Source organism: Jiangella ureilytica (genome assembly GCF_004348545.1).
Taxonomy (GTDB): Bacteria; Actinomycetota; Actinomycetes; order Jiangellales; family Jiangellaceae; genus Jiangella; species Jiangella ureilytica.
Window position 1 is genome coordinate 1 of sequence record NZ_SMKL01000097.1, and the last position, 19,093, is coordinate 19,093.

Sequence of the window (19,093 nt, forward strand, 5' to 3'; positions counted from 1 at the left end):
GCAGCATGGTCCAAGGCCATCGTGCGTCGTGTCCTCTCGTGAGAATCCCTAGTCAGGTCTCACTGACCCTCGCACGATGGCCGCCCAACGCCACCGTCGACACGACGACGCTCCACAGCCAGGAACTACACCACTCAGCGGGACGTCACCATCAAGTGACCAGCACCAACGGTGTTCGACGGCCACTGCCAACACCGGGTGCCGACGGCGAACCGCGTTCACACCGAAGTGCTCAGGCGTGCCGCACGACCCAGATCAACGATGCCCGACCTCGTCCTTGGGGAGGGCGCCGAGTCAGTTGTCCAGGGCTGGGACGTCTTCGAGTGCAGCGCCTGGGAGGCATCGTTCACGTATGGCGGGCGATGCCGTCGTCGACGGTTCGCAGGAGTATGGGCAAGGCTTCGTGGGCCGCCAGTGTCCCGTCGTCGACGGCCTCAGAGGCCGCATAGACCAGCGCCCAAATCGAGCGCTCGATCCAGGCAGGTGGGAAGGCTGCGTCGATGGTGCCATCGGCCTGGCCGCGGCGGATGAGGTCGATGACAGGGCCGTCGATGGCAGCGAGTTCCGCGACGGCGGGGTGGTTGGCGATGGCGTGGTCGTCGAACAGAAACCTGATGCGGTCGCCGATGGTCAGGTAAGCGGCCATGAGGCGGTGCAGGGCATCCTGCGGCGTGCCTTGAGTGACTGCAGCGGCCTCAGTGGCGGTCACGATGTCGCCGATGCTGTGACGGATCGCGGCGACCAGCAGGTCGGTCCGACTGGGGAAGTGCCGGTGGAGGGTGGCGCGATGGGTCTCGGCGCGATCGGCGATCTCACTCAGGGTGGCGTCGCGGTCGCGGGCCCACACGGCGATCGCCGCCTCGATGATCGTTTGGCGTGTACGGCGACGCGCCGGCGATGGCACCACGGAATCTGATCGCACCCGGCCACACTATCAGGTGCGCGACTTCGCTATTGCACAATGCGACTTTGATGTCGCACAATGAGCGGCATGGATCGCCCGTCCGTCACGACGATGTTGCTGCTGGCCGGTGCCTTCGGGGCGGCGCTCTTCGTGGCTGTGTTCCTCATCGATGGCGCGACGCGGCCCGGATACGATCCGGCGCGCCTACCGGTGAGTGCGCTGTCGCTCGGCGAGCGCGGGTGGGTGCAGATCGGCAACTTCATCGTCACCGGGCTGCTGATGGGCGCGTGCGCACTGGGGCTTCGGCGGGCGCTGCCTGACGTCCCGGGCGCGACCTGGGGGCCGCTGCTGCTCGCGGCGTTCGCGGTGGGGCTGATCGCCGCAGGAGCGTTCGTCATGGATCCCCCCGACGGCTATCCCCCCAACCCGGCGCCAGTCACCGCGGCGGGACAGAGCCGGCAGGGAATCGCCCATGACCTAGCCAGCCTGGTGGTCTTCACGGCTCTGCCGGCTGCCGCGTTCGTGCTGGCCCGCGCATTCTGGGGCGTGCGCGGTCTGCGCCGGCTCGCCGAGATCTCGATCGCCGCGGGCCTCCTGTGCGCCGCGCTGCTCATCGTCTTCGTCATCGCCGACGAGTCCGGATCGGCAATCGCCGGCGTGTGGCAGCGGGCAACGATCATCACCGGATGGACGTGGATCGCCGTGATGGCCGTCATTGTGGCAACGACCGTGCGGGAGGACGTTCGGTGAGCGCCCCGCGGGCGTTGCGGTATCGCGGGATCGACTACGACACCGGCACGTCCTACGTGCCCCATACCGACTCGCGTCCCGACTGGTCCTCCTCGCTCATGCAGCGCCACATGGCGGTGATCCGAACAGAGCTGCACGCCAACGCCGTGACCGTGTTCGGATCGTCACCTGCCCGGATCTTCGAGACCGCCCGCTTCGCGCTCGATGCGGGCTTGGAGGTGTGGGTACAGCCACGGCTGCCCGACGCGACCGTCACCGCCACCATCGAACAACTGGCAGCCGTTGCCGAGAAGGTCGAGCCGTTGCGTGCCGAGAGTGGCCGACTGCGGCTCAACGTCGGCTGCGAGCTAACGATCTTCACCACCGGCCTCATCCCCGGCAGAAGCTACCTGGACCGCGCCCGTCGGCTGCGCTGGCTCTGGCCGCTCCTACCCGTCTTCAACCAGCGCCTGAACCGCATGCTCCATCGCGCGGCCGGCGCCGTGCGTCAGCGATTCGCCGGCGAGATCACCTACGGCGCGGGAAGCTGGGAGACAGTCGACTGGGAACCCTTCGACGCAGTGGGGCTCAATCACTACCGCGACCACTCCAACCACCACCGATACACCGCGGTCCTCGACGAGGCGCGACGACACGGCAAGCCCGTCCTCGTGACGGAGTTCGGATGCTGCTCCTACCCCGGCGCCGACGCCCGCGGCGCGGAGGGAGACGCCATCGTCGATTGGGACCGCCCCGACGGAGCCGTCATCGACGGACACCACCCTCGTGACGAGACCGTCCAGGCCCGGTACATCGGCGACCTGCTCGACACGTTCGCCTCCACCGGCGTCGACGGCGCGTTCGTGTTCGAGTACAGCGAACCGCACTACCTCCGCCGTCACGATCCGCGCCGCGATCTGGACATCGCGAGCTTCGGCATCGTCGCTGTCGAGCGCACGGACACGCCGGCAGGCGCCGGCTACACCGAGACGCCCAAAACCGCCTTTCAAGAGGTCGCGCGACGGTATCGCGATGCACAGCTCGCCGACCACGACCCTGCGCCACCAGACCTGAACTGAGGATGGCGCCTGTCCTCGTCACCCCCGGCCGGTCATGACCACTCGTGGTCATCAGCACATGGGTGTCAGGCACGTTGTCGGCGCAGGCGCATCCGTATGCCTCGATGCTCTAAGCGGTTGCCGGCTGTCTTCGCCGAACTCCCACCAAGATCTCGATACCCTGCAGCGACATCCCCCGACCGTACAGCTCGGCGGCTCGATCACCTGGTCCGTGGACATCGTTCGCGGTCGCATCTGGACGCCTTGCCCATGCAGGTGCTCGCCGACCGTTGGGCGATTGGTGTGAAGCGTTGCGAGAGTTGGCCTCCAACAGCTTGAGCGCCGCCCTGACCTGGTAGTCGAGGTCGAGTACCGAGACACAAGGCGCGCCCACCCTCATTCCGGCCGGTACCCGGCCGACCGCCGGTAGACCGAGACATGCGACCGAGACTCGGCGGTGAACTCCGCACCTGCCCAGTCTGCGTGCCTGGTCTCCAGCTCGAGCCCGGCGAGCTGCGCCATCAGGTCGAGCTCGGCCGGCCAGATGTAGCGATGGGGGCTGCGGAAGAGCTGCGCCTGCTTGCCCTCGTCGAAGCGGAAGTGGTGCGACACGACGCTCTGCTGCAGGACGTCGTAGGTGTCCAGGCCGATGTATCCGGGCTCGGAACGCCAGACCGTGGCCTGCTGCCCGGGCGGGAGCGTGCGCAGCTCGGGCACCCACAGCTCGATGACGAACCGGCCGTCGGCGGCGAGGTGGCGTGCGGCGTTGCGGAAGCAGGCGACCTGCTCACCCTGGGTCAGCAGGTTGGAGATCGTGTTGTAGACCAGGTAGACGAGCGCGAACACTCCCGGCACATGTGCACTCGCCATGTCGCCGACGACCACGGGGATCGTGTCCTCGTCGGCCTTGGTCCGCAACTGGTCGACCATCGCCGTGGACAGCTCGATCCCACTGACCGGCACGCCCCGCTCGGACAGCGGGACGGCGACACGGCCGGTGCCGATGGCGAACTCGAGCGCTCGGCCCCGGCCTGCGAGCGCGGCCAGTCGGTCGACGGTCGGCTCCAGCACCTCGAGGGCGAACATCCCGGTGCCCGGCGTGTCGTACCTCCGCGCGGCGTCGACGTCCCAGATCTCTTCCTGTCGCATGGCAACCACCCTGGCCGCGACGATCCCGTCCGCGCGGTCGCGCGGTCGCGCGGTCGCGCGGTCGCCGTCGCTGCTACCGATGGCCACCGCAGGTACACGTCACCCGTGGTGCGCATACCTGTTGACCATCTAACAGGCCACTGTTAGCGTCCGAGCCGTCAGGTGATCACGCCCGGATGCGCCGGGCAGAGCGGCCGGGGGGCCTTCGATGAGCGACACCCATGACCACACCGCTTCCGACGCCGGTTCCGACGGCTCGTCCGACACCCAGAGCCGTCGCCGTCTTCTCGCCGCCGGAGCCGCGGGCGTGGCCGGAGCTGCCGCCGTCGGCATCGCCGGCGCCTCGCAGTCCCAGGCCGCGGCCGGCCAAGCACTGATCCTCGGCCGCTCGAACACGTCGGGCTCCGCCTCGACCGGCGTCACCTCCTCGTCCTCGACGCCGACGGTGGCGATGCACAACGCGGGCTCGGGTGCCGCCGCGCTCATGACGTCGGCCCGATCCAACGGCTTCGCCGGCGGCAGCTACTCCCCGAACGCCTACGGCGTGTCCGCCGCCAACTACGCCAACACGCCCGGTTTCGGCGCCGCCATCGCCGCCAGCGGCAGGTACAACGACGGCGTCCTGGGCTCGACGCTCGACTCCGAGCGCGCCGGCGTGGTCGGCCTCAACGACACGGCCGTTCCGGGTTCCGGTGCCGGCGTCATCGGAGTTGGCACGAACATCGCTGGTGTCTTCGCATACACCTCGACCAACGACGACGCGGCCCTCTGGGCCGTCAACGACTCCGAGTCCGGCTACGCGCTCGTCGCCTACGGCCCGGCGCGGTTCACCGGCGACGTACTGATCGTCGGCGACCTCTATGTCACGGGCACCATCTACTGTGACAACCCCATCCAGCCGCTCCCGGAGACGATGTCCGGTCCGGTGGAGCGGTCGCGTAGCGAAACCGTCCTGGCTCGCGCCAAGGCTCTCGTGTCCCGGCTGCTCCCCCGCCGCTGACGCACCTCGGACGCCGGGCGGCTCACAGCCGCCCGGCATCGAGCGGAGATCAGTCCTCGGGGGGCACCTTGACCCCGTCCTGAGTCGACGGATTCTGAAGACCGTCTTCGGCCGGTCCATCGGGCTCGTTCCCCGCAACCGCATTCGCAGCGGGAACGGGTTCGGCGCCGTCCTGTGAGGAGAGCGACGTCGAGACCAGCGACGGTGGCACGTCGGGCTGGCGTTCGACCGCCTCGGGCTCGGGCCGCAGGCGCGGTGGCGCGGCCGACCAGGCCTTCAGGTGCTGGATGACCTCACCGTAGAACGTGTCGACCGCGGCCAGCACCGAGTCGATGAACGAGCCGCGGCCGCGCCCGCGCTTGCTGCCCATGGGCAGGCTGAGCGCCACCCGGAACGAGCGTAGGTCCTTGGCCGGATCGGTCACGAGGACGGTGGGATCGTCGCGGACGACCTTGAGCAGTTCCGCGGCGCCAGCGCCCCGGCCGTGCATGACGTAGGCCTCGATCCGCACGTCCGGCGGGGCGTTCTTCAACTGCCGCACCAGCCAGTTGACCCGCGTCGTCTGTCGGCCCTCCTTGGGCGCGTCGACGTCGACGTGGCAGGTGAGACGGGCGGCGCGCAGGTCGGCGGTCACCACGAGCTCGCCGACGGTGTCAGGGATCCGGATCGAACCGCAGAGGGTGCCGTCGTGGGCCAGCGTGTCGATGAGCGACTGGGTACGCAGCGATGGGTCCGCGAGTTCCTTTCTCGCCAGTACCGGCGTGACCTCTGCGCCGAGCTGCCGGCCGAGACGCAGGCTGGCGAACCGCAGGAGCGCGTCGAATCGGTTGGCGACCTCGCTCACGCCCTTGTCCGTCGGCCGGAGCGTGCCTGCCGCGATGGCGTTGCGGGTCGCGACCCAGGTCTCGCCCATGTCGTCGAACTCCAGGGCGCCGGAGCGAGGATGCTCGAGATAACGGATGAGCTCACCGAGGATCCAGGCCTGGTCGGGGTCGGCGATGCCGCGAAACTCCTTTTGCATCACCGCCTCGGTCAGCACCTTTGTCCACGACAGGTGGTGCAGCGCAACCTTGCGCAGCTTGCGCTTGTCGACCTTCGTCGGATGCTGCCCGGATATCGCGGGGATCTCGTTCGAGATCGTCAGCACCGCGTCGAACCCCTGCTCGCGGGCGATGTCGAGGTAGTTCTCCAGCTGCTCCGCCGCAAGTTCGTTGCTACCCGTCTTGACCTCGACCAGCGCCGTCCAGGCCTTCTGCCCGCGACTGACCCGGATCAGGCCGTCCGGGAACAGCTTCTTCTCGCCGAGAAAGAACGGCACCTCGATGTAGGCCTCGACGTTGCCGGCAGGTGCGCCGAATGGCTTGGTCAGCGCCCGCCCGAACTCGCGAACGGCCGTCATCACCGCCAGCAGTGCGGACGTCGCCCGGCGCTCCTGCTCCTCGGCTCCGTTGATGCCCGAGGTCGGAATCAGTCGTGCCTCGTGCCAGGTCTCTTCGGTCATGCTCGTGCGCCCCCAACCCCGGCTCTCCCCCTGGTGGCCGGAGGGTAGCGCCGAGGTCGGACATTTCAGCCGCACGCCAGGAACTCGCGCGCGCCGCGCAACCGGGTGCGGAGCCGTCTCTGGGTCTCGCGGCAGTCGAGTCGGACGTCGAGGGGACCGGGCGGGCCGCTCGCGGCCCGGGTGCCGGTCCTCAAGACGGCCGCGTCGAGCCCGTCCCGCTGGGCGACGAGCACGCCCAGCTCGTACCTGCTCACGGCGTCGGAACCGGCGACGTGGTGGATGCCGGACCGGTCCGACGCCGCCAGCTCGAGCAGCGCCGCAGCGAGGTCGGCGACGTGGACGGGACAGCGGATGTCGTCGGTGAAGAGGACGCCGTCGCGCCGGCCGGTCGCCACGTCGTGGACGAACCGCTCCTGTGGCGACCCGCCGTCGCCGAGAATCAACGACGTCCGGGCGATGACCGCCCGCGGGACGACCGCCCGCACCACGGTCTCGGCCGCCGCCTTCGCCGCGCCGTACGCGTTGACCGGGTCCGGAACACTCGCCTCGTCATAGTGCACGGCGGCGCCGGAGAAGACCGCGTCGCTGGAGACGTGGACGAGGCGAGCACCGGCCGCGGCCGCCGCGAGCGCCACATTCGCCGCACCGTCCGCCGTCGTCGCCCAGTCGGCCTGGACGTAGGCGGCGTTGACGACGACGTCCGGGCGAACCGCGTCGGTCAGGGTCGCAACGTCCTCGCGTCGGCGGATGTCGAGCGGCCGCCAGTCGGCTCCGTCGAGCGAGCCCGGCCGACTCCGGTAGGTCGCGACGACGTCGTCGCCCGCCGCGGTCGACTGGCGGACCAGCTCACCACCCAGGAAGCCGCTGCCGCCGACCACGAGGACCTTCACGACCGGCAACGATAGTTCGCCTTCGAGATGGTTGAGGGATCCGTGTCGCTATGACGACCCGCATTCCTCAACCATCGCAGCGACGACGGCGAACGAGCTGCTCGGGCGGTGGGGGCGGCCGCTCATCCAGGTGAGTCGGCGGAGGCAGCCCGGCGGTCGAGGCGGCGGCTGATCGTCCAGGCGACCACGAGGCTGACGACGGCACCGGCGAGCCCGCCGTGCAGGACGACGCTCGCCGCGACGGGAACGAGCCGGTCGACGGTGCCGTCGGCGAACTCGCAGGTGAACTCGAGCGGCACATAGCCCTGGTGGACCGCGACGGTATCGACGAGCTCCCCGTCGACCGTGCGCCCGTGAACGCAGGGCTCGTCACCTTCCCAGACGGCCAGGGCGTTCCACCCGTACATCGGCACGGCGATGGCCAGCAGGATCGCGCCGATCGCCCAGAGGTAGTCGTGCAGGGATTCCAGCCGGCGGCTCACCCGGGCACCTCGACGCCCACCGCCTTCAGGCGCTTGATCGGGCGGCCCAGCCCGAGGGCGGTGCCGGCGCATGCGAGAGCGACGCCCAGCGAACCGTAGTCAAGGAGGCTCAGGGGCGCAGTGCCGCCGACGACCGTGCCGTCCTCGAACACGCAGGCGTACTCCATGGTGACCTACGAGTGCCGGATCTCGAGGAGCGGAGCGCCGTCGTACTCAATACCGTGATTGCACCGTTCGTCGAAGTCGCCGGACGCCCTTACCTCAGCACCGTCCACAGAAGCACCCCCAGGGCGATCCAGAAGATCGCCACTATACCGAGGGCCAATGCAAGGCCGCCCATCGTCGTCAGGCGGCGGTCCGGGGCGGCCGCGCGATCGGGGCCGGTCATGACGGTCTCAGCACCACCGGAACGTCCCGCGGCCATGCGCGCAGCGGCCGACGGCCCGGCGTAGGCGGCGCCGGTCAGCTCGCCGCGCAGCCCGTACAGCCGTTCGATCAGGTCGTCGACGGCGTCGAGCGCGCCGCCGACTCCGGAACCGTCGTCGTCACCGGCATCAGGGGACGAGAGGTCCAGCAGGGCCGCGTCGAGGGCGGCGACCCGGTCGCGCAGGTCGGGCAGCAGCCGCAGCGGCCCGTCGTCCGTGACCGACGTCAACGTGGTCAGTTCGACCCCGAGCCGCGCCGCGTCGGCGGGCGGCAGCGCCGCCGCCGTGTGCAGGGCGCCGTCGGCAGGCCTCGGCAGCACCACGTCGACGACCGGGCTGCCGCCGTCGTCGACCGAGGCGACGAGGTACCCGACACCGAACGACGACCAGGTGAACGGGCCGGAGCGTGCTGCGGACACGATCCCCTCCGAGGGCGCTCGCGGGCAACCGTACGGGGGGTCCCCGTCCCCCGACGGTCCCGCTGTGCCATGTCAAGGCGACGAAGGCAACCGGGAACTTCTCGCGCGCACCGTACCCCGATCCCTGGACAGTTGACACCCCTCGTCAGGGATGATTCGGCAGACTCGGCGCCATGTCCGGCCGAACGCCCGATCACATCGCCCGTCTGGTCCCCCGCCTCGGGCTGACCGGCACCGAGCGGATCCTCGAACTGGGCGCGGCGCCGGGGGCGGCCGTGGCGGAGATCGGCCGGCTCCTCACGGGCGACGGGCACGTGACGGCGCTCGACCGGTCCGCCGTCGGCGTGCGGCGGATCCGTGAGCGCAACCGCGACCTCGTCGACGCCGGACGGCTCACGGTCGTCGAGCAGGATCTGACGACGCTCGAGGCCGACGGGCCGCCACGGTTCGACGTGATCTTCGCGTCCAACGTCAACGTGTTCTGGACGCACCCGGCGCGGGCCGACGTCGGCACACTCGCGGCGCTGCTCGTCCCGGGCGGCCGGCTGCACCTCTTCTACGGATACGGCGACGGCGACAGCCCCGGCCCGGACAGCGGGCGCGACATCGGCGGGCTGGTCGCCGCGACGCTGGAACGCAGCGGCGCGCTGGTCGCCGTCACGGTCGACGGGGCCGGCGCGCCGCTGGAGATCCGGGCGACGAAGGGCCGCGACTAGCGCGCGGACAGGAACGTGTCGAGGCCCGCGAGGTCGTCGGTGTTGAGGTGGTCGACGCCGGCGGCGAGCAGCTCGGTCCAGATCGCGTCGCGTGCCGGGCCGGGGGTGTCCGGCGTCGCCCAGAAGCGGACCCGGTAGCCGGCCGCGTGCGCCGTCGTGACGATCTGCTGCAGCTTCGCCCGCTCCGCCTCGGGGATCGGGCCGACGCCGCGCCAGGTGAAGTGGTTGCCCCAGTTGTCGCTGACCAGCGGCATGAAGCTGGCCGGCAGACCACTGGTGAGGTCGCCGAGCCGGCCGTCGTACCCGGCGAAGCGCAGCCGCTGCGACAGCATGGTCGCCCGCGGGCGGTCGCCGCTGATGACCGCCGTCACGGCGCCTGTCTGCACTCGGTCGCCCATGAACCGCGTCATGATGTCCTGGTAGCGGCGCAGCACGGAGTCGATCTCCGCGTACGTCGCCTCGCCGGTGTTCTTGATGTCGATGAGCAGCTGCAGCGAGCCGTCCCAGCCCGGGTACACCGAGCCGCCGTTGGCGTGGACGATCTCGCGCAGCGGGTCGAGGTACAGCGACTCCAGGGTGCGGCCGGGCTGGACCTCCCAGGCGTCGTGCGCGACCAGCAGCTCGCCGTCGACGAGCCAGACATCGGCCTCGACGCTGGTGAACCCGTGGTCGAGCGCGTCGAGGAGCGGGCGCTCGTGCTCGTAGTCGTTGTGGGCGTGGGCCGGGTCGTGGGGGTCGCCGACGGCGTTCGCGGCGGCCGTGACGGCGAGGCCGAGGGCGGCCGCCAGCGGGACCGCGACAGCGGCGCGGACGATTCGACGGAAACGGGACCGATCGCTCATGACCGCTACCGTCCAGGCGATTGACAACCAGTCAATGTCGGGTTCGCGACGGGCGGGACGACGACTGTGCGAACGGTTCCCTCAGGTGGTGGTGGCGGAGCCGCCGTCGACGGAGAACTCGACCGCGTCCCAGTCGCCGTAGTCGTCGAACCCGATGAACTGGGCGTCGACGGAGTCGCCTGCGGCGAGCGCGCTGATCGACGTGGTGAGGGTCGACACCGTCTCGCCGCCGTTGAGCACCGTCGCCGCCAGGGAGACGAACTCGGCCTCGGAGTCGCCGTCGTTCCTCACCGTCGCGCGGACCTCGAAGTCGCCGGCGAAGTCGCGCAGCACCTCGACGTCGGTGAACGTGAAGTCGCCGACGGTGAACTCGCCCTCGAACGGCGTCGGCTCGGACTCGAGCGGCTCGTCCGGGGTCTCCGTCGCCCGCGTCTCGAGCTCGGCGCGCGCCTCGTCGAGCCGGCGCTTGAGGTCGTCGCGCTGCTCCTCGACCTGGCCGAGCCGATCGCGGAGCTGCTCGAGCTCGTCGCTCTCGCCGCCCTCGCCGCCGGTTGCCGCCGGCGACGGCGTCCGCTGCGCGGCCGGGCGGGACTCGTCGTCGTCGATGACCAGGCCGATGCCGATCCCGGCGGCCGCTCCGACGATCAGCGCCAGCACGGCCACCAGCGGCCACACCCACCGGCGCGGCCGGGATTCACCCGGCGGCGGCGGAGGTGGCGGCGGCACGGACGGCGCGGGTTCGACGCTCATGTGGCGCAGAATGCTACCCGTTCGCGCTCATCGGTCCCCGCGCGAATCGGGCGATCGGGGACTAGGCTCGGCGGCGCATCCCGATCGTCCGTTCCACGCTGCGAGGAGTTCCGGTGGCGAAGCGCCGTCAGGCCGGCCGGCGGGCAGCAGGCCGGCCCGAGCCCGGCGACAACCCGTCGGAGCCGCCGGCCGATCCGCTCGCGCCCGACGATCCAGCCGGCGAGCACGCGGTGGGACCCGCCGGCGCCGGCCTGGCCCCCGAGCGGGCGGCGGCCGGCGCCCGGGCGGCGCAGCGGCTCGCGGCCGGCCGGCGGGCAGCGCGCCGTGAGGCGACCGAGCCCGCGGCCCGCGAGACCACGGCGCCCGAAGGGCCGGCGACGGCGGGCGGCGCCCGGGGCGAGGAGTCGACGGCGACGTGGTCGGCCTTCTCCGACTCGCCGCCCCGGCCGCGCCGCGCCGCCCGCCGGACGGCGCTGCCGCCGTCGCCGCCGAGCCCGCACGAGCCGAACCGCACGCCGTCGCCGCCGAGGCCGCCCGAGCCGCACCGCACGCCGTCGCCGGCGGCCGGCGGTACGGAACCCGAGCCGCACGCCGTCCCGCGGAAACCCGGCCCGATCGTGATCCCGTCGGTCGCCGAGCTCGCCCTGTACGGCACGCTCGCGACCGCTGTCGCCGTCGCCGTCCTGATCGGGAACGACCGGCCCTACTGGCAGGCGGCCGCCGTCGTCGTCGGAGCAGCGCTGATGATCACGGTGCTGGCCGTCGTGGCGGCGCGATCGCGGCCGGACCGGCCCGCCGACGACACGGACGAGTCAACACGACAGCGATCCGGCGAGCGACGACGCCGGCGGACGTAGGGCGTTCCCATAGGGTTGTGGGCGTGACGAACGATCGAATGGTGTGGATCGACTGCGAGATGACCGGTCTCGACCTGCAGCGCGACGCGCTCATCGAGGTGGCGGTCCTCGTCACGGACGCCGAGCTCAACGTCCTCGGCGACGGTGTCGACGTGGTGATCCGCCCTCCCGACGCCGCGCTCGAGAGCATGAACGACGTCGTGCGCACCATGCACACCGCCAGCGGCCTGCTCGAGGAGCTTCCCGGCGGCGTCACCATGGACGAGGCGAACGCGCTGGTCATGGCCTACATCAAGGAGCACGTGCCGGAGCCGTCGAAGGCGCAGCTCGCGGGCAACACCGTGCACATGGACCGGCTGTTCCTCGCCCGCGACCTGCCCGAGGTCGAGGGCTGGCTGCACTACCGCAACATCGACGTGTCGTCGATCAAGGAGCTCGTGCGCCGCTGGTACCCGCGCGTCTACTTCGCCAGCCCCACGAAGACCGGCAACCACCGCGCACTCGGCGACATCAAGGACTCCATCGACGAACTGCGCTACTACCGGCGCACCGTGTTCGTCCCGATGCCCGGCCCCGACAGCACCAGCTCCCGGGCCGCAGCGGTCTCCGTCATGAACGACGCGCGGGCCGACCAGGCCCCCGACGGCGCCACGACGTAAACCCGTTCTCGACCACTCCGTCCGGCACCGTATACTTGTTCAGCCGCGCCCGGTTGGGCGCGCATGGTGGGTGTAGCTCAGCTGGTAGAGCACCTGGTTGTGGTCCAGGAAGTCGCGGGTTCAAGTCCCGTCACTCACCCCACTCGACGGCGCTGGTCAGATCCTTCTGACCAGCGCCGTTTCGTCGCTGCGACCGCGCGCCCTCCGCCGTGATCATCGAGGATCGGCCACCGGGACGGGGGCGATCCTCGATGATCACGGAGCGTGGGCTCAGCCGGGCGCCGGGGCGCGGACGCCGAGCTCGGCGAGCACGGCCCAGCCGTTCGACGACGTGATCGAGACCCGTACGGCGTCCACCACGCCGGCCGAGCGGAACCACGTCAGGTCGTCACCCCACCGGACCTCCGACTCCAGCGTCCCGACCTCCCGCCAGGCGCCGTCGGCCGAGGACCGCACCGACACCACGGCCGCGGACGCGTAGCCGGGCTTCAACGCGACCCCCACCGACGACAGTCGCCGCGGCCGGTCGAACTCCACCGTGTACGAGGCCGGCGCGGCCCGCGGCGCCCACGAGGCGTCCCAGTACCCGACCACGCCGTCGATGGCCCCCAGCACGCCGACGCCCGGACGGCCCGGCTGCACGTGCGTCATGTCGGTCGACACCGTCGCCGAACCGGCCGTCACCCACGCCAGCAGGTCGACCCGCCGCGGGTCCGGCCGGTCGGGGCTCACCTGCGACACGGAGACGAACGTGCCCACCAGGCGACTCGTCGCGGAGTCGAAGCCGATCACCAGCACCCGCCCGGGCCGCACCTCGACGGCGGCGGGATTGGCCTGGTCGCCGGTGCCGGAGTCCCAGACCAGCTCGCGCGGCGCCCCGGTCCACGGCGACAGCGGCGAGCGGATCACCGCACCCACCGTCCCGCGCTTGTCGGTGAAGTGCCCGGACAGGTCGCCGTACGCGAGGAACACGGAGCCGTCGCGCAGGACCTCGGTGTGCGCCGACGACGTCACCAGCTCGATCTCCGCGGGTGCCGACCACGTCCGGCCGCCGTCGCGCGACCACGACTCCTGCGAGTGCACCGCGCCCATCGTCGACGCCGAGGTGCCGATGCGCAGCAGGGCGTGCACGATGCCGCCGGGCAGGACCGTCAGCACCGGCTCCTGGTAGTGCGTGCCGGTCGCCGACGCGACCAGCGACTCCGTCGACGCCGACCAGGTCTCGCCGCCGTCAGTGCTGCGGACGACGGTGGCCTTCTGCCACTTGTCGTCGGGGACGGTGCCGTAGAGCGGGATGATCAGGTCGCCACCGGCCAGCTCCTTGATCTGCCCGTGGCTGGCGTTCCAGCCCAGCTCGTAGGTGTCGACGATGTCGGACTCGCCGCTGAGCATCGACTGCACGGCGACCGGCGCGGACCACGTCTCGCCGCCGTCGTCGCTGTGGGCCACGAACGTGCCCATGGGCTCCGCGGGCGTGACGGAGTAGTCGTTCTGGAACCAGCTGAGCAACAGCCGCCCCGACGAGAGCTGAGTGATCATCGGGTCGCGGTCGTCGTACGGGCTGTCGAAGAGGACCTCGGGCGCGGACCAGGTGCTGCCGCCGTCGTCGCTGGTCATGATCAGCAGGCGGCCGTCCTGGCCGGTGTGCCCGGCGCCCTCGCGCGCGACCGCGACGAGCGACCCGTCGGCCAGCCGCTCGGCATTCGGGAAATGCAGCTTCTTGCGCGGCGCCGCCTGCGCGATGACGACGTCCGGAGTTCCGGGCGACCAACTGGGACCGGTCGACGACGGCGACGGCTCGCCGCTCGCCGGGGTGGCGACGAGGCCGAGCGCGACGACGCCGGCCAGCACGATCGGAACGGATCTCATGGTTCCTCCAGGCCGGATCGCGGCGCGAGAGCCGGCGGTCGAGGTCGGGGGTGCCGATCATGCAATACGGCACACCGTTCCATGTCAACGCCGCCTCGACCGGCCGCCCGCCGCGGTCCACCCGGATGCGACGACGCCGCGCCCGGACGGATCCGGACGCGGCGTCGGAAGGATCGCCGAGTGAGGTGCCTCAGGCCTGCTTGATGGCCGAGATCTCGAACTCGAGCGTGACCTTCTCGCTGACGAGGACGCCGCCGGCCTCGAGCGGGGCGTTCCAGGTGACGTTCCAGTCCTTGCGGTTGATCTGGAGCGAGCCGTCGAAGCCGACGCGCTGGTTGCCGAACGGGTCGATGGCGGCGCCGGTGAACTCGAGGTCGAAGGTGACCGGACGGGTGACGTCCTTGATCTGCAGGTCGCCGGTGACCTGGAACGTCGTCTCGTCCTTCTGCTCGATCGTCGTCGATGTGAAGACGATCTCAGGGTAGGTCTCGATCTCGAAGAAGTCGTTGGTGCGCAGGTGGCCGTCGCGCTGGGCGTTGCGGGTGTCGACGCTGGCCGTCTTGATGACGATCCTCGCCGAGGACCGGCTCGGGTCGCTGCCGTCGATGTGGGCGGTGCCCTCGAACTCGTTGAAGGCGCCGCGCACCTTCGTCACCATCGCGTGCCGGGCGACGAATCCGAGCCGCGTGTGCGCGACGTCCAGGACGTAGTCGCCGGTCAGCTGGTTCAGATCGGTCGTCGTAGTCATGTTCTCCTGCTCCTTGCCGGGGGTCTGTGGCCAACTATGATTGTTGACGCGTCACAGATTACCTAACCTTGGTGACGTGTCAACTATTCCGGTAGACTGGCGGGCATGGCAGAGACCCGGTGGCTCGACGACCACGAGCAGCGCGCGTGGCGGGCCTACCTCCGCATGAACACCGTTCTGGGCGCCGCCCTCGCGCGGCAGCTGCAGTCCGAGTCGATGCTGTCGATGCCGGACTTCGAGGTGCTCGTCCATCTCACCGACGCCGACGACGCCCGTATCCGGGTGTCCGAGCTCGCCCGCGTCATGCGCTGGGAGAAGAGCCGGCTGTCGCACCACCTCAGCCGCATGGAGAAGCGCGGGCTCGTCGGGCGCGAGGAGTGCGCCTCGGACGGCCGCGGCGCGTTCATCGTCCTGACCGATGACGGCCGGGCCGCCATCGATGCCGCCGCCCCGTCGCACGTCGACGCCGTTCGCCGCTACTTCTTCGACGCCGTGACCAGCGACGACGTGAAGTCGCTCGCCGCCATCGCCGACCGCGTCATCGCCCGGGTCGAGGCCACCGACACCTGCCCCTCCGTGTAGCGCGCCGCACCCTGGGTACGGGCCGAGAGACCCGTTCGAGGAGGGGATCACGATGGGTGCGGACGACAAAGTGAAGAACGCCGCCGAGAAGGCCGCCGGCGAAGCCAAGGAGGCGCTCGGCAAGCTGACGGACGACGAGGGCAAACAGGCCGAGGGCAAGGGCAAGCAGTCGAAGTCCGACCTCAAGCAGGCAGGCGAGAAGGTGAAGGACGCCTTCAAGCGCTGACCCGCAGGCCCACGTCGGACCATCCGCCCCCGCTGGTCGCATCCGCGGGGGCGGGTCCGCGTCTGCGGAGGTGTCCGGGCGGGCGGCCTCAGATCAGCAGCGTGAGCGCGATGCCGCCGGCCGTGGCGCCGAGAATGGCGAACGCCTCCGCGAACGTGGCCTTGCCGGCCCGCGCGACCCGCTCGGAGCCGTCCGGCACGTATCGGATCGGAACGGTCTCGCCGACGGTGAACCGTCCGGGCAGCGACGACGTCCGCGTGACCGCGTCCTCGTCCAGGAACTCGACCGTCGAGACCCAGCGGCTGCTCCGCTCACCCTGGCCCATGCCGCGCCGGTGCCGTACCGACCGGGTGACGACGGCGTCAGCCTCCAGTCCGCGCCGGCGCAGCCGCAGCGAGCGCGACGCGGACCACGCCGCCGCCGTCAGCCCGGCCAGGCCGATGACGATGCGCAGGACGTTGCCCACGGCTTCAGGTGTCCTCGGGAGACCTGCGCTTGACGCCGTGGCTGCGCTCCCACATGGACAGCTGCTTCTCGAGGCCCTTCATGATCTCGAAGACTTGGCTCGGTGGCACCCGCACCCGCGTGACGACGCGTGTCGGCACCTTCAGCACGCGGCTGCCGTCCTCGTTGACGATGGGTTTCGGCGGACGCTTCAGGACGGCGAAGTCGAGGACGAAGGAGTCGGCGGTGTGCCAGATGGAGGCGAAGTCGGCGTAGGTGCCCGGCTCGACCTCGGCCGGGATGTCGATGTCGTACTCACGGCGTTCGGGCGGGTTGGCCATGCGTTCTACCCTGCCACAGCGCGCCGGCGGTCCGGCGGGGCCTCGCTGACGGCGGAGTCATCGCTGGTCAGAACCCGATTTCAGCTTCCCCTGCCGGGGTGGTAATCTTCAACGTCGTTGCGCCATTAGCTCAATTGGCAGAGCAGCTGACTCTTAATCAGCGGGTTCGGGGTTCGAGTCCCTGATGGCGCACTCCCACCAACGGTAGGCGGCGGAGCCATGTGGCCCGCCGCTTCGTCGTCTTCGGGGACGGATCCCCCACTTACCCCCGGATCGGCTAGCCCGCGAGCAGTTGGGCGGCGCTCGTCAGCAGCGCATCGACAACGGCGCCAGCGGCTGCGGTCCATGTGGCTATCTGCCTGGTGTACCTGTTCGAACGAACTGCTCTCCGCGAGATGGGATCGATGATGACGCCCCCGTGCCGGCTCCGACGCGCGTACCGATCGATTCGACGTCGAGCCTGCTCGCCACTGCGACTAACGCCGCCCGCGGCAAAGGGCTCGTGGTCCAGGTCGGCGACCCGATCGCATGCGCCCCGGGCTCACGTTGGTGGAAGGCGGCCGACATCCTCGTCGTGCTCTTCAGCGCCGAGTCTGCCAGTCGATCGGCTCGGGCCGAGAATGGTCGGCCGAACGCACCAAGCGTTGCGAGGCGAGCTGCTCTCAGCGCAGTTGGTCGCCGACTGACCCGACGGTGCTGGCGCCTTCGACGCCGGCGGAGTGCCCTAGTTCTCGAGCAGGTCGACTCCGAGCCTGCGGTTGCGGCCATGCCTTGTGCTCCCGCCGGGTTCGGGCTCGATGTCCAGACTTCGCCACGGGATTTGCGAGGCGGCTGCACTGGTGGCCGACGATCTCAACGGTCGTTGCGCTACCGACGAACCGTGCGGTCGCGCTCGGCGATGACCTGAGCATCCGGAGGCAGCTCGAGCAGTCGGCCGGCGGCGAGCCGGAGGTGCGCGAAGAACGTCTCCGCGTCATGCTCTCGACGCCGTCAGCTCGAACGGGTCGGCGAAGTCCTCGACAGCGTCACGTCGGCATTGCCTCTTCGCTCAATCGCCAGCCGTGCCGTAGGACCCGTCCGGCGACGCCGTCGGGGTGTTCTGCAAACCTCGACGTACTCCGCCAATGTGGCTGCACCGAGTGTCGGCCGGATCGTCGCGCAGCTGGGCGCATGGCGGCATTCGGCCGTCGGCGTCGATGTGGAACAGGTCGAACCGCTGTGCCATATCGCCAATTCCCGGATGCTTGCGTGTCACAGAGCGCCGAGCAACCTACGCCGGCACCTCTCTGTGGGCACCTCGTACCCGAGCTTCTGGCCGGCTTGAAGGCAGCTGTGCCCGGCGACAGGTGTGAACGATCTCGACCGGTTGGTCGGCTGCGGAGCCGCGACGTGTGCGCTTCACGGAATCAGATCCTGCTCCCGCAGCGCGGTCCAGAGCTGCGGCGGGACCGCGTCGGCGAGCAGCTCGACGTTCTGAGTGACCTCGAGCGGTGACCGCATTCCCACCACCACCGATCGCACCAGCGGATGGCGCAGCGGGAACTGGAGGGCCGCCTGCGGAAGCACGGCACCGTGGTCGGCGCAGGTGGCGGCCAGGCGGCGAGCCCGCTCCAGCAGTGCGGGCGGGGTCGCCTGATAGTCGTAGGTGGCGTCCGGCTCGGGGTCGGGGGTGGCGAGGAGGCCGGAGTTGAAAACGGCGGCGGCCACGACAACGACGCCGCGCGTCTGGCAGGCCGGGAACAACCGGTCGAGCGCCGGCTGCCGGAGGAGGGTGTATCGGCCGGCCACCATGACCGCGTCGAGGTCGGACTCGTGGACCAGCAGAGTGAGGGCGTCCGTATCCTTGGACCCCACCCCGATCGCGCGTACGGTGCCCTCGTCGCGCAGTTCGATCAGGGCCGGCAGGCCGGTGGCCAGTGCCTGGTCCATCCGGTGTTCGGGGTCGTGCAGGTAGAGGAGGTCGACCCGGTCCAGGCCCAGCCGGTCCAGACTATCGTAAAGGCTGCGCCGGATGCCGTCCCTGCTGAGGTCCCAAACGCGCCGGTGAGTCGCGGGTACGACGAAGCCGTTGTCACTGTCGTCGGCAGCGGGGGAAGGGTCGGGCACCAGCAGCCGGCCCGCCTTCGTGGAGATGACGTAGGAGTCACGGTCCCGCTGGGCGAGAGCAGCGCCGAGCAGACGTTCGGACCGTCCGAGGCCGTAGTGGGGCGCGGTGTCGAAGTAGCGGATCCCCGCCTCCCAGGCGGCATCGACCGTTGCCACAGCCGTCTCCTCGTCCACAGCCGCATACAGGCCGGCGATCGGCGCCGCGCCGAAGCCGAGCCGGCTGAGCTGCACGTCGGGCCACGCAAGGGCGTCGGCAAGGTGGCTCGGATCGGTCCCTCCAGTGATCATCGGCGTAACCGGAGTCCGTGCATGCCGCCGTCGACGGCGAGGGTGGTGCCGGTGGTGGAGCCGGAGTGGGGGCCGGCGAGGTAGGCGATGGCGTGGGCGATGTCGTCG

Annotated in this window: 23 protein-coding genes and 2 tRNA genes; 10 read left to right on the top strand and 15 right to left on the bottom strand. The window is 70.5% G+C overall.

Features of this window, described 5'->3' with window-relative positions; all coding sequences use genetic code 11:
• Nucleotides 1-346: 346 nt before the first annotated feature.
• Nucleotides 347-907, bottom strand: coding sequence for a TetR/AcrR family transcriptional regulator (locus E1212_RS26755; RefSeq protein WP_162605646.1), 561 nt, complete (start codon nucleotides 905-907; stop codon nucleotides 347-349).
• 84 nt (nucleotides 908-991) lie between these two features.
• Between E1212_RS26755 and E1212_RS26760 the strand changes: the two genes are divergently transcribed.
• Nucleotides 992-1,654, top strand: a complete 663-nt coding sequence (locus tag E1212_RS26760; RefSeq protein WP_203417286.1) for a DUF998 domain-containing protein — start codon at nucleotides 992-994, stop codon at nucleotides 1,652-1,654.
• Nucleotides 1,651-2,712 (top strand): abortive infection protein, encoded by a 1,062-nt coding sequence (locus E1212_RS26765; protein WP_131988200.1) that lies wholly within the window; start codon nucleotides 1,651-1,653, stop codon nucleotides 2,710-2,712. The genes E1212_RS26760 and E1212_RS26765 overlap by 4 nt, the downstream gene beginning before the upstream one ends.
• 375 nt (nucleotides 2,713-3,087) lie before the next feature.
• On the opposite strand, the gene E1212_RS26770 is transcribed toward E1212_RS26765, so the two are convergent.
• Nucleotides 3,088-3,840: a class I SAM-dependent DNA methyltransferase gene (locus tag E1212_RS26770; protein ID WP_131988202.1), complete on the bottom strand. Its 753-nt coding sequence runs from the start codon at nucleotides 3,838-3,840 to the stop codon at nucleotides 3,088-3,090.
• A gap of 208 nt (nucleotides 3,841-4,048) precedes the next feature.
• Here E1212_RS26770 and E1212_RS26775 point away from each other — a divergent pair, with 208 nt between their 5' ends.
• Nucleotides 4,049-4,840 (top strand): hypothetical protein, encoded by a 792-nt coding sequence (locus E1212_RS26775; protein WP_131988204.1) that lies wholly within the window; start codon nucleotides 4,049-4,051, stop codon nucleotides 4,838-4,840.
• A gap of 49 nt (nucleotides 4,841-4,889) precedes the next feature.
• Here the strand turns inward: E1212_RS26775 and E1212_RS26780 are convergent, their stop codons facing one another.
• The 5 genes from E1212_RS26780 to E1212_RS26795 all read right to left on the bottom strand — a co-directional run bounded on the left by E1212_RS26780 (nucleotide 4,890) and on the right by E1212_RS26795 (nucleotide 8,557).
• Nucleotides 4,890-6,341 carry a hypothetical protein gene (locus E1212_RS26780; protein ID WP_203417288.1) on the bottom strand — a complete coding sequence of 484 codons (1,452 nt, stop codon included), beginning with the start codon at nucleotides 6,339-6,341 and terminating at the stop codon, nucleotides 4,890-4,892.
• A gap of 65 nt (nucleotides 6,342-6,406) precedes the next feature.
• The gene (locus E1212_RS26785; protein ID WP_131988206.1) at nucleotides 6,407-7,231 is read right to left on the bottom strand and encodes a sugar nucleotide-binding protein; all 825 of its coding nucleotides are present in this window, start codon (nucleotides 7,229-7,231) and stop codon (nucleotides 6,407-6,409) included.
• Nucleotides 7,232-7,353: 122 nt separating this feature from the next.
• Complete coding sequence (locus E1212_RS26790; protein ID WP_131988208.1) at nucleotides 7,354-7,713, bottom strand: hypothetical protein; 360 nt, start codon at nucleotides 7,711-7,713, stop codon at nucleotides 7,354-7,356.
• Nucleotides 7,710-7,865, bottom strand: a complete 156-nt coding sequence (locus E1212_RS29720) for a hypothetical protein (RefSeq protein WP_203417290.1) — start codon at nucleotides 7,863-7,865, stop codon at nucleotides 7,710-7,712. The genes E1212_RS26790 and E1212_RS29720 overlap by 4 nt, the downstream gene beginning before the upstream one ends.
• Before the next feature lie 104 nt (nucleotides 7,866-7,969).
• A complete protein-coding gene (locus tag E1212_RS26795; RefSeq protein ID WP_131988210.1) occupies nucleotides 7,970-8,557 on the bottom strand; it encodes a hypothetical protein in 588 nt (195 codons plus the stop codon).
• A 173-nt stretch (nucleotides 8,558-8,730) separates the two neighbouring features.
• On the opposite strand from E1212_RS26795, the gene E1212_RS26800 reads away from it, so the two are divergent.
• A complete protein-coding gene (locus E1212_RS26800; RefSeq protein WP_131988212.1) occupies nucleotides 8,731-9,273 on the top strand; it encodes an SAM-dependent methyltransferase in 543 nt (180 codons plus the stop codon).
• Here E1212_RS26800 and E1212_RS26805 read toward each other — a convergent pair.
• Both E1212_RS26805 and E1212_RS26810 read right to left on the bottom strand, forming a co-directional pair.
• A complete protein-coding gene (locus E1212_RS26805; RefSeq protein WP_131988214.1) occupies nucleotides 9,270-10,115 on the bottom strand; it encodes a phosphatidylinositol-specific phospholipase C/glycerophosphodiester phosphodiesterase family protein in 846 nt (281 codons plus the stop codon). The genes E1212_RS26800 and E1212_RS26805 overlap by 4 nt on opposite strands.
• Before the next feature lie 81 nt (nucleotides 10,116-10,196).
• Entirely contained in the window at nucleotides 10,197-10,865 is a 669-nt protein-coding gene (locus E1212_RS26810) for a hypothetical protein (protein ID WP_131988216.1), read from the bottom strand.
• 113 nt (nucleotides 10,866-10,978) lie between these two features.
• Between E1212_RS26810 and E1212_RS26815 the strand changes: the two genes are divergently transcribed.
• From E1212_RS26815 to E1212_RS26825, 3 genes are all read left to right on the top strand, one after another.
• Nucleotides 10,979-11,722: a hypothetical protein gene (locus tag E1212_RS26815; protein WP_131988218.1), complete on the top strand. Its 744-nt coding sequence runs from the start codon at nucleotides 10,979-10,981 to the stop codon at nucleotides 11,720-11,722.
• Nucleotides 11,723-11,760: 38 nt separating this feature from the next.
• On the top strand, nucleotides 11,761-12,381 hold the full coding sequence (gene orn, locus E1212_RS26820; RefSeq protein WP_131988238.1) for an oligoribonuclease: 621 nt from the start codon (nucleotides 11,761-11,763) through the stop codon (nucleotides 12,379-12,381).
• A 66-nt stretch (nucleotides 12,382-12,447) separates the two neighbouring features.
• A tRNA-His gene (locus tag E1212_RS26825) sits at nucleotides 12,448-12,523 on the top strand.
• Nucleotides 12,524-12,651: 128 nt separating this feature from the next.
• Here E1212_RS26825 and E1212_RS26830 read toward each other — a convergent pair.
• Nucleotides 12,652-14,250 carry an exo-alpha-sialidase gene (locus E1212_RS26830; RefSeq protein WP_131988220.1) on the bottom strand — a complete coding sequence of 533 codons (1,599 nt, stop codon included), beginning with the start codon at nucleotides 14,248-14,250 and terminating at the stop codon, nucleotides 12,652-12,654.
• A gap of 190 nt (nucleotides 14,251-14,440) precedes the next feature.
• Nucleotides 14,441-14,998: a YceI family protein gene (locus tag E1212_RS26835; RefSeq protein WP_131988222.1), complete on the bottom strand. Its 558-nt coding sequence runs from the start codon at nucleotides 14,996-14,998 to the stop codon at nucleotides 14,441-14,443.
• A 105-nt stretch (nucleotides 14,999-15,103) separates the two neighbouring features.
• On the opposite strand from E1212_RS26835, the gene E1212_RS26840 reads away from it, so the two are divergent.
• Both E1212_RS26840 and E1212_RS26845 read left to right on the top strand, forming a co-directional pair.
• Nucleotides 15,104-15,580, top strand: a complete 477-nt coding sequence (locus E1212_RS26840; RefSeq protein ID WP_131988224.1) for a MarR family winged helix-turn-helix transcriptional regulator — start codon at nucleotides 15,104-15,106, stop codon at nucleotides 15,578-15,580.
• A gap of 52 nt (nucleotides 15,581-15,632) precedes the next feature.
• Nucleotides 15,633-15,806 carry a CsbD family protein gene (locus tag E1212_RS26845; protein WP_131988226.1) on the top strand — a complete coding sequence of 58 codons (174 nt, stop codon included), beginning with the start codon at nucleotides 15,633-15,635 and terminating at the stop codon, nucleotides 15,804-15,806.
• Between the two features lie 88 nt (nucleotides 15,807-15,894).
• On the opposite strand, the gene E1212_RS26850 is transcribed toward E1212_RS26845, so the two are convergent.
• Together E1212_RS26850 and E1212_RS26855 are read right to left on the bottom strand one after the other, a co-directional pair.
• A complete protein-coding gene (locus tag E1212_RS26850) occupies nucleotides 15,895-16,272 on the bottom strand; it encodes a DUF3592 domain-containing protein (protein ID WP_131988228.1) in 378 nt (125 codons plus the stop codon).
• Nucleotides 16,273-16,276: 4 nt separating this feature from the next.
• On the bottom strand, nucleotides 16,277-16,591 hold the full coding sequence (locus E1212_RS26855) for a DUF3467 domain-containing protein (protein WP_131988230.1): 315 nt from the start codon (nucleotides 16,589-16,591) through the stop codon (nucleotides 16,277-16,279).
• A gap of 119 nt (nucleotides 16,592-16,710) precedes the next feature.
• Here E1212_RS26855 and E1212_RS26860 point away from each other — a divergent pair.
• Nucleotides 16,711-16,783 (top strand) — tRNA-Lys (locus tag E1212_RS26860).
• Nucleotides 16,784-17,989: 1,206 nt separating this feature from the next.
• On the opposite strand, the gene E1212_RS26865 is transcribed toward E1212_RS26860, so the two are convergent.
• Nucleotides 17,990-18,985: an aldo/keto reductase gene (locus tag E1212_RS26865; protein ID WP_131988232.1), complete on the bottom strand. Its 996-nt coding sequence runs from the start codon at nucleotides 18,983-18,985 to the stop codon at nucleotides 17,990-17,992.
• A partial coding sequence (locus tag E1212_RS30960; RefSeq protein WP_131988234.1) for an SDR family oxidoreductase occupies nucleotides 18,982-19,093 on the bottom strand: 112 nt, incomplete at its 5' end. The genes E1212_RS30960 and E1212_RS26865, both read right to left, overlap by 4 nt.

Bases quoted from the DNA above. Each gene is read 5' to 3' on its own strand.
- E1212_RS26810 (WP_131988216.1), bottom strand. From the start codon at position 10,865: ATGAGCGTCGAACCCGCGCCGTCCGTGCCGCCGCCACCTCCGCCGCCG.
- E1212_RS26760 (WP_203417286.1), top strand. From the start codon at position 992: ATGGATCGCCCGTCCGTCACGACGATGTTGCTGCTGGCCGGTGCCTTC.
- E1212_RS26830 (WP_131988220.1), bottom strand. From the start codon at position 14,250: ATGAGATCCGTTCCGATCGTGCTGGCCGGCGTCGTCGCGCTCGGCCTC.
- E1212_RS26775 (WP_131988204.1), top strand. From the start codon at position 4,049: ATGAGCGACACCCATGACCACACCGCTTCCGACGCCGGTTCCGACGGC.
- E1212_RS26855 (WP_131988230.1), bottom strand. From the start codon at position 16,591: ATGGCCAACCCGCCCGAACGCCGTGAGTACGACATCGACATCCCGGCC.
- E1212_RS26840 (WP_131988224.1), top strand. From the start codon at position 15,104: ATGGCAGAGACCCGGTGGCTCGACGACCACGAGCAGCGCGCGTGGCGG.
- E1212_RS26865 (WP_131988232.1), bottom strand. From the start codon at position 18,985: ATGATCACTGGAGGGACCGATCCGAGCCACCTTGCCGACGCCCTTGCG.
- orn (WP_131988238.1), top strand. From the start codon at position 11,761: ATGGTGTGGATCGACTGCGAGATGACCGGTCTCGACCTGCAGCGCGAC.
- E1212_RS26780 (WP_203417288.1), bottom strand. From the start codon at position 6,341: ATGACCGAAGAGACCTGGCACGAGGCACGACTGATTCCGACCTCGGGC.
- E1212_RS26770 (WP_131988202.1), bottom strand. From the start codon at position 3,840: ATGCGACAGGAAGAGATCTGGGACGTCGACGCCGCGCGGAGGTACGAC.
- E1212_RS26800 (WP_131988212.1), top strand. From the start codon at position 8,731: ATGTCCGGCCGAACGCCCGATCACATCGCCCGTCTGGTCCCCCGCCTC.
- E1212_RS26835 (WP_131988222.1), bottom strand. From the start codon at position 14,998: ATGACTACGACGACCGATCTGAACCAGCTGACCGGCGACTACGTCCTG.
- E1212_RS26845 (WP_131988226.1), top strand. From the start codon at position 15,633: ATGGGTGCGGACGACAAAGTGAAGAACGCCGCCGAGAAGGCCGCCGGC.
- E1212_RS26805 (WP_131988214.1), bottom strand. From the start codon at position 10,115: ATGAGCGATCGGTCCCGTTTCCGTCGAATCGTCCGCGCCGCTGTCGCG.